The sequence below is a fragment of the Streptomyces sp. SID5469 genome (genome assembly GCF_009862865.1).
Classification (GTDB): Bacteria; Actinomycetota; Actinomycetes; order Streptomycetales; family Streptomycetaceae; genus Streptomyces; species Streptomyces avermitilis.
In genome coordinates, this window is the sequence record NZ_WWIN01000001.1 from 2,098,902 (window position 1) to 2,111,189 (window position 12,288).

General features: G+C 70.6%; 10 protein-coding genes and 1 pseudogene. 5 read left to right on the forward strand and 6 right to left on the reverse strand.

The window, feature by feature from the left end; translation table 11 throughout:
• The first annotated feature begins 17 nt into the window (after positions 1 to 17).
• The 5 genes and pseudogenes from modA to GTY58_RS09100 form a co-directional block, all read left to right on the forward strand.
• Positions 18 to 842, forward strand: coding sequence for a molybdate ABC transporter substrate-binding protein (gene modA / locus GTY58_RS09080; RefSeq protein ID WP_010983158.1), 825 nt, complete (start codon positions 18 to 20; stop codon positions 840 to 842).
• A complete protein-coding gene (locus GTY58_RS09085; RefSeq protein WP_010983159.1) occupies positions 839 to 1,708 on the forward strand; it encodes an ABC transporter permease in 870 nt (289 codons plus the stop codon). The genes modA and GTY58_RS09085 overlap by 4 nt, the downstream gene beginning before the upstream one ends.
• Entirely contained in the window at positions 1,705 to 2,799 is a 1,095-nt protein-coding gene (locus GTY58_RS09090) for an ABC transporter ATP-binding protein (RefSeq protein WP_010983160.1), read from the forward strand. The genes GTY58_RS09085 and GTY58_RS09090 overlap by 4 nt, the downstream gene beginning before the upstream one ends.
• A 116-nt stretch (positions 2,800 to 2,915) precedes the next feature.
• Complete coding sequence (locus GTY58_RS09095; protein WP_042492881.1) at positions 2,916 to 3,767, forward strand: MOSC N-terminal beta barrel domain-containing protein; 852 nt, start codon at positions 2,916 to 2,918, stop codon at positions 3,765 to 3,767.
• Positions 3,768 to 3,849: 82 nt separating this feature from the next.
• A pseudogene (locus GTY58_RS09100) lies at positions 3,850 to 4,109 on the forward strand (hypothetical protein); the annotation flags it as partial.
• Here the strand turns inward: GTY58_RS09100 and GTY58_RS09105 are convergent.
• From GTY58_RS09105 to GTY58_RS09130, 6 genes are all read right to left on the reverse strand, one after another.
• On the reverse strand, positions 4,081 to 6,255 hold the full coding sequence (locus GTY58_RS09105; protein ID WP_010983162.1) for a discoidin domain-containing protein: 2,175 nt from the start codon (positions 6,253 to 6,255) through the stop codon (positions 4,081 to 4,083). The pseudogene GTY58_RS09100 and the gene GTY58_RS09105 overlap by 29 nt on opposite strands.
• Positions 6,256 to 6,312: 57 nt before the next feature.
• On the reverse strand, positions 6,313 to 7,914 hold the full coding sequence (locus GTY58_RS09110; RefSeq protein WP_010983163.1) for a glycoside hydrolase family 13 protein: 1,602 nt from the start codon (positions 7,912 to 7,914) through the stop codon (positions 6,313 to 6,315).
• A 31-nt stretch (positions 7,915 to 7,945) separates the two neighbouring features.
• Positions 7,946 to 8,821, reverse strand: coding sequence for a carbohydrate ABC transporter permease (locus tag GTY58_RS09115; RefSeq protein ID WP_010983164.1), 876 nt, complete (start codon positions 8,819 to 8,821; stop codon positions 7,946 to 7,948).
• A complete protein-coding gene (locus tag GTY58_RS09120; RefSeq protein ID WP_010983165.1) occupies positions 8,818 to 9,774 on the reverse strand; it encodes a sugar ABC transporter permease in 957 nt (318 codons plus the stop codon). The genes GTY58_RS09115 and GTY58_RS09120 overlap by 4 nt, the downstream gene beginning before the upstream one ends.
• A gap of 5 nt (positions 9,775 to 9,779) precedes the next feature.
• Entirely contained in the window at positions 9,780 to 11,120 is a 1,341-nt protein-coding gene (locus GTY58_RS09125) for a sugar ABC transporter substrate-binding protein (RefSeq protein WP_010983166.1), read from the reverse strand.
• Between the two features lie 146 nt (positions 11,121 to 11,266).
• A complete protein-coding gene (locus tag GTY58_RS09130; RefSeq protein ID WP_010983167.1) occupies positions 11,267 to 12,259 on the reverse strand; it encodes a LacI family DNA-binding transcriptional regulator in 993 nt (330 codons plus the stop codon).
• Positions 12,260 to 12,288: the final 29 nt, after the last annotated feature.

Here is a 12,288-nt window from a genome sequence, read left to right on the forward strand (position 1 = left end):
GAGGGAGTAGATCCGTGATGACCCGTTCCGCGCGCCGGACCCACCGGACCCTGAAGGTGGCCGGTGCGGGAGCCGCCGCGTTGCTGGCCCTGAGCGCCTGCTCCTCCTCCGACGACTCGTCGACGAAGGCGGACTCCTCCGCATCCGCGTCCTCCTCCGCGAAGCTGTCCGGCACGGTGACCGTGTTCGCCGCGGCCTCGCTGAAGGAGAGCTTCACGACCCTGGGCAAGGAGTTCGAGAAGGAGCACCCGGGCACGAAGGTGACCTTCAGCTTCGGCGGCAGCGACTCCCTCGCCGCGAGCATCACCGGCGGCGCCCCGGCCGACGTGTTCGCCTCCGCCAGCCCCAAGACGATGGCGATCGTCACGGATGCGGGCGATGCGTCGGGGACGCCCGCCACCTTCGTCCGCAACCAGCTGGAGATCGCCACCCTGCCCGGCAATCCCGACAAGGTGTCCTCCCTCGAGGACCTCACCAAGTCCGGCTTGAAGGTCGTGCTGTGCGACAAGGAGGTGCCGTGCGGCGCCGCCGCGCAGAAGGCCCTGGACGCCGGCAAGCTCAAGCTCACCCCGGTCTCCTACGAGCAGGACGTCAAGAGCGCCCTGACGAAGGTGGAGCTGAAGGAGGCCGACGCCGCGGTCGTCTACAAGACGGATGTGAAGGCCGCGGGTGACAAGGTGGAGGGCGTGGAGTTCCCCGAGTCCGCCAACGCCGTCAACGACTACCCGATCGTCCGGCTCAAGGACACGAAGAACGCCGAGGCGGCCAAGGCGTTCATCGCCCTGGTGCGGTCCGCCGAAGGCCAGAAGGTCCTGACCGAGGCCGGGTTCCTCAAGCCGTGACCTCCCCGCACGACACGTCCGACGCCGTGGCCGACACCCTGACGGGCGGGCCACGGCGCGGGCCCGGGCACGTGCGGACCGGCTTCGGCCGGGGCGTGCCACTCCCGCTGCTCGTGCCCGCGCTGGTGGGGCTGGCCTTCCTGGTGCTGCCGCTGATCGCCCTGCTGGTCCGCACCCCCTGGCACAGCCTGCCGGGCCAGCTGACCAGCCCCGAGGTCTGGCAGGCGCTGAAGCTGTCCCTGGTGTGCGCCACCGCGGCCACCGCCGTGAGCCTGGTGATCGGGGTGCCCCTGGCCTGGCTGCTGGCCCGGGTCGAGTTTCCCGGACGCGGCCTCGTCCGCGCTCTGGTCACCCTGCCGCTCGTCCTGCCACCGGTCGTGGGCGGTGTGGCCCTGCTGATGGCGCTCGGCCGCAACGGAGTCGTCGGGAAGTGGCTGGACTCGTGGTTCGGTATCACTCTGCCGTTCACCACCACCGGTGTCGTCATCGCCGAGGCGTTCGTCGCGATGCCGTTCCTCGTCATCAGCGTCGAGGGCACCCTGCGGGCCGCCGACCCGCGCTACGAGGAGGCCGCCACGACCCTGGGCGCCTCCCGGTTCACCGCGTTCCGCCGGGTCACCCTGCCGCTGATCGCGCCCGGCATCGCGGCGGGCGCGGTCCTGGCCTGGGCCCGTGCGCTCGGCGAGTTCGGTGCGACGATCACGTTCGCGGGCAACTTCCCCGGCCGTACGCAGACCATGCCGCTGGCCGTCTACCTGGCCCTGCAGAGCGACCCGGAGGCGGCCATCGCCCTCAGCCTGGTGCTGCTCGTCGTGTCCGTCGCGGTCCTGGCCGGGCTGCGTGATCGCTGGATGACCGCCTCATGACCGACACCGAGAAGTCCGCGCACGAGGTCATGGGTGTCCCCGGCCCGGCCGCAGCGGGGCTGGACGCCCGTCTGATCGTCGACCGCGGCACCTTCCGGCTCGACGTGGCGCTGACGGCCGCACCCGGCGACGTCGTCGCGCTGCTCGGCCCGAACGGCGCCGGCAAGACCACCGCCCTGCGCGCCCTCGCCGGTCTCGTCCCCCTCACGGGCGGTCATCTACGCCTGGACGGCGCGCCGCTGGAGCGTACGCCGCCCGAGTCACGTCCGGTCGGCGTCGTCTTTCAGGACTACCTGCTCTTCCCCCACCTCACGGCCCTGGACAACGTGGCCTTCGGCCCGCGCTGCCACGGCGCGACCAAGGCGGCGGCCCGCGCCCGGGCCGCCGAGTGGCTGGAGCGGATGGGTCTGACCGCCCACGCCGGCGCCAAGCCCCGCCGACTCTCCGGCGGCCAGGCCCAGCGCGTCGCCCTCGCCCGCGCCCTCGCCACCAGCCCCCGGCTGCTGCTCCTCGACGAACCCCTCGCCGCGCTCGACGCCCGCACGCGGCTGGAGGTACGGACGCAACTCCGGCGCCATCTGGCCGAGTTCGAGGCCGTCGCCGTACTCGTCACCCACGACCCGCTGGACGCCATGGTGCTGGCCGACCGCCTCGTCGTCGTCGAGGACGGCCGCGTCGTCCAGGAGGGCACTCCCGCCGACATCGCACGCCACCCGCGTACGGACTACATCGCCCACCTTGTCGGCCTGAACCTCTACCCGGGACGGGCCGAAGGACACGCGGTGCGCGTCGACGGCGGGCCGGTGATCACGACCACCGAGGACCTCACCGGACCGGTCTTCGTCGCGTTCCCGCCGAGCGCGGTCACCCTGCACCGCGACCGCCCCACCGGCTCCAGCGCGCGCAACCTCTGGCAGTGCGAGGTCGCCGGTCTTGAGACCCACGGCGACCAGATCCGTGCCGACCTGACCGGCGAACTCCCCCTCGCCGCCGACCTGACGACCGTCGCCGCCGCCGAGCTCGACCTCCATCCGGGGGCCACGGTGTGGGCATCGGTCAAGGCCGCCCAGACCCACGCCTACTCGGCCTGACGCGACGCGGCGACCGGCCGCGTTCCCCGGTTGCGGCCCGAACGGAGTGGGCCGCCGGGAAGCCGGTGGCCGGGCGGGCCCTTGCCGTCCCCTGTGCGGATCTCGATACTTTGCCCATGACATCGGCGGAATCGGACGGGCCGGGAAGAGTGGACCGGCTCCTGCGCTACCCGGTGAAGTCGATGCTCGGCGAGGAGCTGCCCGCCGTCGAGGTCACCGAGCGGGGCCTCGCCCACGACCGCCGCGTGGCCCTGATCGACCGGGACACCGGCAAGGTCGCCAGCGCCAAGCACCCCCGCCTGTGGAGCCGTCTGCTCACGGTGACCGCGCAGGCCGACAACTCCGCGGTACGCATGACCACGTCGGACGGCAAGGAGCTGTGGTCGACCGATCCGGGCGTGGACGAGGCGCTGTCGGAGATCGTCGGCCGCCCCGTGTTCCTCACCGACGCCCCGCCGCACGAGGCGGCCCTTGACCGCGCCGACCCGGAGGACGTCCTGCGCGACCACACGAGGCCGCCGGTGAGCGCTCGTACCGGCCGAATCGGCGGCGGCTCCCCCGAAGGAACGTTCTTCGATTTCGCGCCTGTCCACGTGATGACGACCTCGACCCTCGCCCGCATCGCGGCACTCGCACCGAACGGCAGCGCCCAAGCGGAGCGTTACCGCCCCAACATCGTGCTCCGTACGCCGCTGACCCGGGGCTTCACGGAGAACGACTGGATCGACCGGACCCTGCACCTGGGCACCGGCCTCGTCCTGCGCGTCATCGCCCGCACACCGCGCTGCGCCATACCCACGCTGGCACACGGCACTGTGCCGGCGGACACCGCGGCTCTCCGCGTCCTGGCCGAGCACAACCGCGTCACCCCGACGGAGTCGATGGGACCGCAGCCCTGCGCCGGCGTCTACGCCCAGGTGCTGCGGCCCGGCCGGATCCGGCTCGGCGATCCTGTCCACTGGGCCTGAGGCGAGGGCTCCCTGCTGCCCGAGCGGGTCACGGTGCTCGACGCGGTACGGGCTGCGGGCGTCGAGGTCCTCCACTCCTGCGCTCCCCTTGAAACAGAAGAAGTCGAGCAAAGCGCGCCGACAGGAACTGGTCGTCGACGCACTGCGCCCGGTCGGGCTCGCGGATGCCGCCGGGGCGTACCCGTGGCAGCTGTCCTCGACCTGCCTGGGGAGCGGGACCAGTTGCGCACCCGGGTCGCCCCGCGCTTCGCCGAGCTCAGGACCCATGTGTACGAGCAGATCCAGGCGGCGAAGCGCGGGGCGGCCTTCGGCCTCAGGACAGATACGCCTCCACCTCACTGAACTGGGCGGCCGGCCAGCCGGTGTTGGCGGTGACGTTGAGCTTCAGGTACCGCAGGTTCGTGCCGCTGGGCAGGGTCACGGTCGCCGTGTTCCCGGTCGCCGGGTCGAAGCGGTAGCCCTGCGAGGCGACCACCGTCGAGTACGCCGAGCCGTCGGTGCTGCCCTGCACCGACAGGGTCTGCGTGCGCGCCTGCCAGGCGGTGGCGGGCGGCAGCTTGAGGACGAGGCGCCGGACGGCCTGGGACGAGCCGAGGTCGACGGTCCAGGCCTGCGGGAAGGCGTTGTTGGTGGACTCCCAGTAGGTGCTCGCGTCGCCGTCGACCGCCTTGCCGGGCGTGTAGACGTCCTGCGAGCCGGTGGCGGTGGCGGGGCGGCCCTTGGCGAGGTTGCGGGTGGGATCGGGGTCGGGGTTGCCCTGGCCCGGCTGCGGCCAGGCCGAGCAGTCCCCCCAGGTGCTGCTCCAGCCCGCGTTGCCGCCGCCGTCCGTGAGGGTGAAGGTGCCCGAGCCGGCCGGGTAGGGGCAGTTGTAGATGCCCGCCGCGCCCACGCCGGTGGCCTGGACGTTGCTGAACTTGGCGGCGCCCTGCGACTCGGCCTGGACCACGACCGTGCCGGTGTTCCTGACCGTCGCCCCGTCCACGGTGACGTTCTTGGTCGCATAGCCGTGTCCGCCGCCCGACACGAACTCGAAGGCGCTGTACGGGCTGTCGGTGATCGTCGTGCCGGTGATGCTGACGTTCGCCTCGATGGCGCTGTCGTACGAGTCGACGCGCAACGCGCCCATCGGGTGCTGCCAGTTGGGGTTCATCGCGCCGGCGCGGACGAGGGTGTTGCCGGAGACCGTGATGGTGCCCGCGAGCGGGGAGAAGGGGTCGAGGAACTTCTGGTTGGAGATCGCGATGCCGCTGCCGAGGGCGTTGGTGTCGGAGATCAGGTTGTTCTTGACCGCGAGGTCGGTGCCGCCGTAGATGGCGATGCCGTTGGCGAGGTTCGGCTGCGAGATGGTGTTGCTCTCGAAGCTGCTGTTGGTGTCCGGCGAGTACAGCGACCACATGGCGAGGGCGTCGTCGCCGTTGTTGCGCAGGAAGTTGTTCCGGACGCGGACGCCGCGGGCGTTGCCGTTGAGGTTGAGACCGTCGGCGGTGGTGTCGAGGATGCGGTTGTTCTCGACGACGAGATTGTCGTTGTTGCCGGTGAGCCAGAGGCCGACCTTGAGGTGCTGGAGCCACATGCCGGAGACCGAGCTCCCCGGACCGAGGGACCCGTTGACGAAGTTGTCCGGGTTGGAGTCGACGCGCTCGGTGACCTCGCCGATCACCGCGAAGTCCTTGAGGTGGACGCCGCCCGAGGAGCTGGACTGGTCGATGAAGCGCGAGGTGTGCACGACGGAGTGCCAGCTGCCCGCGCCTTGCAGCGTCACGTTCTGGACGCCGTTCAGCGAGGAGGTCAGCCGGTAGTCGCCCGGCGGGATCCACACCACTCCCCCCTGGGCTGCGGCGATGGCGTTCCGGAAGGCCTGGGTGGAGTCGCCCTGGCCGCTCGGGTCGGCGCCCTTGTCGGTGACGGAGACCGCCCCGGCGGGCTTGGTGGCCGCCGCGGCGACCTGCTCGAAGTCGGCGACGTCCACCGTGACCTGGGTGGACACCGCTTCGACGGCGATCTTGTCGCCCGGCTGGACGTTCTGGCCGAGGAGCAGCCGGGCGTTGTCGAAGAAGTGATGGGTCTTGGCGCCCGCGATCCAGGAGGTGTCGACGTAGGAGTACTTGGAGGTGACGGCCAGCGTCTTGGCGAGCTTCGTGCCGTTGACGTACACGTTGAGCGCGCCCGACTGGCCGTCGGGGACGTTGTAGGAGACGTTCACCGCGTTCGCGGCCCGGGGGACGGTGAACTCGACGCGCTGGCCCGCGCCCAGTCGTACGGCCTGGCGCCCGGAGGCCTCCGAGGCGATCGTGCCCTGGGTGTGGTCGGGGCCGATCTTCGTGCCGGTCGTGGTGGCGGACTCCGCCTCGACGGAGGTGAAGGGGAGGTCGGCGCCGGCGGCCGCGTGCGCGGCGGGGGCCAGGGCGACGAGCAGGCCCGCCGCCAGGGCGACGGCCGCACCGATGGCTGACATGCGCCTGACATATCTGAGGCTGTTGCTGTGCATGTGCTGATCCCTTCGTGGTGGGGGGGGACGGGGATAGCGGGTGGTGCTACGGCGGTCTCAGATGCGCAGCCAGGCCGCCGTGTCCTGCGGGAGGCGTCCCTGGTCGTCCAGGGGGCCGCTGCTGAGCAGGAGTCGGGAGTGTGCGGGGAGGCCGGCCGGGGTGTCCGCGAGGTTCACGACGCACATCAGGCCCTCCGTGCGCGCGAAGGCGAGGACACCGTCGGGTGCGGGCAGCCAGGTGAGGGGGCCGTCGGCGTAGGCCGGCCTGAGCCGGAGGGCCTCCCGGTAGAGGGAGAGCATCGAGCCCGGGTCCTCGGCCTGGAGGTCGGCCGCGTACGCGGACCAGCGTGCGGGCTGCGGCAGCCAGGGCTCGCCCCCGAAGCCCGCGTGCGGCGCGTCGGCCACCCAGGGCAGCGGCACCCGGCAGCCGTCCCGCCCGGGGTCGACGCCGTGGGAGCGGAAGTGCATCGGGTCCTGGATGCTCTCGCGCGGTATCTCGGCCTCGGGCAGGCCCAGTTCCTCGCCCTGGTAGAGGTAGACGGACCCGGGCAGGGCGAGCGAGAGCAGCGCGGCGGCGCGGGCGCGGCGGGTGCCGAGAGCCAGGTCGGTCGGGGTGCCGAAGGCCTTGGCGGCGAAGTCGAAGCCGGTGTCCGTGCGCCCGTACCGGGTGACCGTGCGGGTCACGTCGTGGTTGCACAGCACCCAGGTGGCGGGCGCGCCGACGGGCGCGTGCTCGGCGAGGGTCTCGTCGATGGCCGTGCGCAGGCGCCGGGCGTCCCAGGGGCAGGAGAGGAAGGAGAAGTTGAAGGCGGTGTGCAGTTCGTCGGGGCGCAGATAGCGGGCGAAGCGTTCGGTGTCGGGGAGCCAGACCTCGCCGACGAAGACGGCGCCGTACTCGTCGGCGATGGCGCGCCAGGAGCGGTAGATGTCGTGGAGTTCGTCGCGGTCGACGAACGGGTGCGGGGCGCGGCCCTCGACGAGGTCCGGCAGGTCCGGGTCCTTGGCGAGGAGGGCCGCCGAGTCGATGCGTACGCCCGCCACGCCCCGTTCGAACCAGAAGCGCAGTACGTCCTCGTGTTCCTGCCGGACGGCCGGGTGGGCCCAGTTGAGGTCGGGCTGTTCGGGGGTGAACAGGTGCAGGTACCAGTCGCCGTCGGGCAGCTGTGTCCAGACGGGTTCGGTGGAGCCGGCGAACTGGGACGGCCAGTCGTTGGGCGGGAGTTCGCCGTGCGCGCCGCGGCCCCCGCGGAAGTGGAACAGTGCGCGCTCGGGGCTGCCCGGGCCGGCGGCGAGCGCCGCGCGGAACCAGGGGTGCTGGTCCGAGACATGGTTCGGGACGATGTCGACAAGGGTGCGGATGCCCAGTTCCCGTGCCTCGGCGATGAGTTTCTCCGCTTCGGCGAGGGTGCCGAAGGCCGGGTCGACGGCCCGGTAGTCGGCGACGTCGTAGCCGCCGTCCTTCATCGGTGACAGGTACCAGGGGTTGAACCAGATGGCGTCCACGCCGAGTCCGGCGAGGTAGGGAAGTCTGGCGCGGACACCCGCGAGGTCGCCGGTGCCGTCGCCGTCGCCGTCCGCGAAGCTGCGGACGTACACCTGGTAGATGACGGCGGTGCGCCACCAGTCCTTCTGGATGCGGGCAGGGGTGGGCTGTCCCACGGTGCGGGCCTTTCTGTCGGAGGGTCGGCGTTCAGCCCTTCGTGCTGCCCGCGCTGATCCCGGCGATGATGTGCCGCTGGAACACGAGGAACATCGCGACCATGGGGATGCTGGCGATCACCATCGCGGCGATGAGCACGGTCAGCTGGATGTTCTGCGACAGCTGGACGAGGGCCACGCTGATGGGCTGCTTGTCGGTGTCGGAGAAGACCATCAGCGGCCAGAGGAAGTCCTGCCAGACGGCGACCAGGGCGAAGATCGAGACAACTCCCAGGACCGGCCGGGACATCGGCAGCACGATCGACCAGAGGGTGCGCAGCCGGCCGGCACCGTCGATCTCGGCGGCCTCCAGGACGTCGCGCGGGATCTGGTCGAAGAACCGCTTGAGGAGATAGAGGTTGAAGGCGTTGGCCACGGCGGGCAGCCAGATGCCGAGCGGGTCGTTGAGCAGGCTGGTGTGGATCAGCGGGAGGTCGGCGACGGTCAGGTACTTCGGTACGACCAGTGCCTGGGCCGGCACCATCAGGGTGGCCAGGATGCCGCCGAGGACCAGCTTGCCGAAGACGGGCTTCAGCCGGGACAGGGCGTACGCGGCGGCCGTGCAGAACACGAGCTGGAGCAGCCAGGCGCCGGTGGCCTGGACGACCGTGTTCCACAGGTGGGCCGGCAGCTGCATCAGGTCCCAGGCGTCGGTGTAGCCGCTGAGGTGCCACTTCTGTGGGACGAGGGACGGCGGGGTGCGTGCGGCCTCGTCCGGCGACTTCATGGCGCCGGTGACCATCCAGTAGACGGGGAAGAGGAAGGCGAGCGCGAAGAGCAGCACGACGCCCGTGAACACGGTCCAGTAGGCGGCCTTGCCGCGGGGGCGGGACAGCGTGAGCGGCGAGACGAGCGTGCGGGTGCTCATGAGTCCTCCTCCGCGGAACGGGTCAGGCGCAGATAGACCGCGGAGAAGGCGCCGAGCAGCACGAGCAGCATGACGCTCAGGGCGCAGGCCCCGCCGAAGTCGTTGTAGAGGAAGGCGTACTTGTAGATCAGGTAGAGGACGGTGACCGTCGCGTTCTCGGGGCCGCCGCCGGTGATGACGAACGGCTCGGTGAAGACCTGCATCGTGGCGATGATCTGAAGGAGCATCAGCATCAGGACGATGAACCGGGTCTGGGGGATCGTCACATGGCGGATGCGCTGGAGGATGTTGGCGCCGTCCAGCTCGGCGGCTTCGTAGAGCTCCCCCGGGATGCCCTGCAGCGCGGCCAGGTAGATCAGGACCGTGCCGCCCATGTTGGCCCAGGTCGCCACGATGACCAGGGAGACGAGGGCGGTGTCGGCGCCGTTGGACCAGTTGGAGGTGGGCAGGTGCAGGAAGCGGAGTGCTTCGTTGGCGAGGCCGGCTCCGGGGTCGTAGAACCACTTCCACAGCAGGGCGCTGACCACCGGCGGGATCATCACCGGCAGATAGACCACGACCCTGAAGAAGGCTTTGGCGTGCCGGAGTTCGTTGAGGACGAGCGCCATCACGAAGGGCACGGCGAAGCCGATGAGCAGGGCGAGCAGGGTGAAGGTGAGCGTGTTGCGCCAGGCCGCGGTGAACTCGGGGTCGTGCAGGACGCGGGTGAAGTTGGCGGTGCCGACCCACTCGGGCGGTGAGCCCGGCGTGTACTTCTGGAAGGCGATCACGACCGCGCGGATCGCCGGGTACCAGGAGAACAGGGCGAAGCAGAGCAGGCCGCCGAGCAGGAAGGCGTACGCGTGGGCCTGGTCGGCGAGGCGGCGCCGCCCGAGGCCCCCTCCCGGGGGCGGCGCCGGTACCGGGCGTACGGCGATCGCCTCGACGGGCCGCCGCGCTGCGGTCTTGGTCATCGGTCTCAGCCTCGGGCGAGGATGCTGTCGATCTTGCCGGACGCGTCCTTCAGGAGCTTGTCGATGTCGGCGTCCTTCTTGGTGAGGACCGCGGAGACGGCGCTGTCGAGGACGGAGTAGATCTGCTGGGCCTGCGGCGGCTCGATCTTCATCCTCAGGCTCTGGTTGCCGTCGAGGAAGGACTGGTAGTTCTCGACGGGGACGTTGGCGTTGGCCTTCTTGACCTGCTGGTCCCTGGCGTCGGCGGCGCCGCTGAACAGCCGGGGTTCGGGCAGGCCCACGGGGGCGTCGTTCTTCTTGGCGCGGGCGTAGTCGCCGAGGAAGCCCTTGCCGGGGGTGAGGAACATGAAGTCGAGCCACTTCAGTCCGGCCTTGATCTGCGCGGGCGTGGCCTTCTTGTTGAACATGTAGCCGTCGCCGCCGATGAGGGTGCCCTTGCCGCCGGGCATGGGGGCCAGGGCGAGGTCCGTGTAGGTGCCGCCCTTCTCCTTCACCAGGATCGGGATGTTGTCGGGTGCGGAGAGGTACATGCCGAGCTTGCCGGAGCCCATCAGCTGCTGGACGTCGTTGATGACGAGGAGCTGCTTGCTGCCCATGGAGTTGTCGGTCCAGCGCATGTCGTGCAGGTTCTGGAGCACCGCCTTGCCCTCGGGGGTGTCGACGGTGGCCTTCTTGCCGTCGGCGCTCACCACGTCGCCGCCCTGCGAGTACAGCTCGGCGGTGAAGTGCCAGCCGCCCTGGTTCTGCGCGCTGTAGTCCGCGTAGCCGACGGTGCCGCCGCCGAGTGCGGCGATCCTCTTGGCGGCGGCGCGCACCTCGTCCCAGGTCGCCGGGGGCTTGTCGGGGTCGAGTCCGGCCTTCTCGAAGAGCCCCCGGTTGTAGATCAGCCCCATCGAGTAGCCGGTGCGCGGGACGCCGTAGACCTTGCCGTCGACGGTGTAGATGTCGCGCAGCTGCTGCTGGACGGTGTCGTAGCTCTTGAGGTCCTTGACGTACGAGGTGATGTCGGCGGCCTGGTTGACGTCGACGACGTGGGTGGCGTCGGTGAAGTACGTGTAGAAGACGTCCTCCATCTGACCGCCGGCGAGTTTGGCGTCGAACGTCTTGGGGTCCTGGCAGGGGAAGGCGTCATGGGCGACGACGTCGATGTCCGGGTTCTTCTTCTCGAAGGCGGCGATGTCGTCCTCGAAGAACTTCCGGTCGACCTTGGCGCTCTTGGGCGGCATGCAGTTCACGGTGATGCGGGTCTTGCCGTCGGCCGCATCACCGCTCGAACCGCACGCGGTCAGGACGAACGAACAGGCCACGAGCGCGACACAGGCACGGCGGAACCCGGAGCTTCTCATCGGTGGACCCCTTTTGGGCAGGAGCGGTGGGCGCCCTGGGCAGGAGCGGTGGGCGTCGCACACTCAAGCACCGACGACATCGGCTCGCAAGATGTCGCGCAGAATCTGTAATTATTCGACAGACGTGTGGATCTCCGCGCGTTCCGTCACCGCGGGGCTTGCGCGGTGGATCCCCGCACCACCAGCTCCGGTTCGAACAAGAGCTCCTCGTCCGGTACGGAGCTGCCGCCGATCCGCGCGTTCAGCAGCTCCACCACCGCCCGCCCCATGGACTCGATGGGCTGGCGAACGGTGGTCAGCGGGGGTTCCGTGCAGTTCATGAGGGCCGAGTCGTCGTAGCCGACGACGGAGATCTGGGACGGAACGTCAAGTCCCTTGCGGCGGGCGGCCCGTACCGCGCCGAGCGCCAGGGGGTCGCTGGCGCAGATGAAGCCGGTGACGCCCCGGTCGATGAGCCGGGAGGCCGCCGCGTGGCCGCCCTCGATGGAGAACATGGCCCGGGCGACGTACTCGTCCGGGAGGTCCCCGAGAGCCCGCGCGGCCGCCAGCTTCCGCGCCGAGGGCATATGGTCACCCGGCCCGAGCACGAGTCCGATCCGTTCGTGTCCGAGCGAGGCGAGATGCCGCCAGGCCTGCTCCACCGCCACGGCGTCGTCGCAGGAGACGGCCGGGAAACCGAGGTGCTCGATGGCCGCGTTGACCAGCACCACCGGGATGTTGCGGTCCGCGAGCCGGCGGTAGTGGTCGTGCGGCGCGTCGGCCTGCGCGTACAGTCCGCCCGCGAACACCACACCGGAGACCTGCTGCTGGAGCAGCAGGTTCACGTAATCCGCCTCGGAGACACCGCCCTTGGTCTGCGTGCACAGCACGGGCGTGAGGCCGAGCTGGGCGAGCGCTCCGCCGATGACCTCGGCGAAGGCCGGGAAGATCGGGTTCTGGAGCTCGGGGAGCACCAGTCCGACGAGCCGGGCCCGCTCGCCGCGCAGCTGCGTGGGCCGCTCGTAGCCGAGGACGTCGAGCGCCGAGAGCACCGCCTGCCGGGTGGCCGGGGAGACTCCCGGCTTGTCGTTGAGCACCCGGCTGACCGTGGCCTCACTGACCCCGACCTTCTTCGCCACCTCAGCAAGTCGTCGCGTCATGCGCGCAAGAATAGCGCAAGTAACGCAAG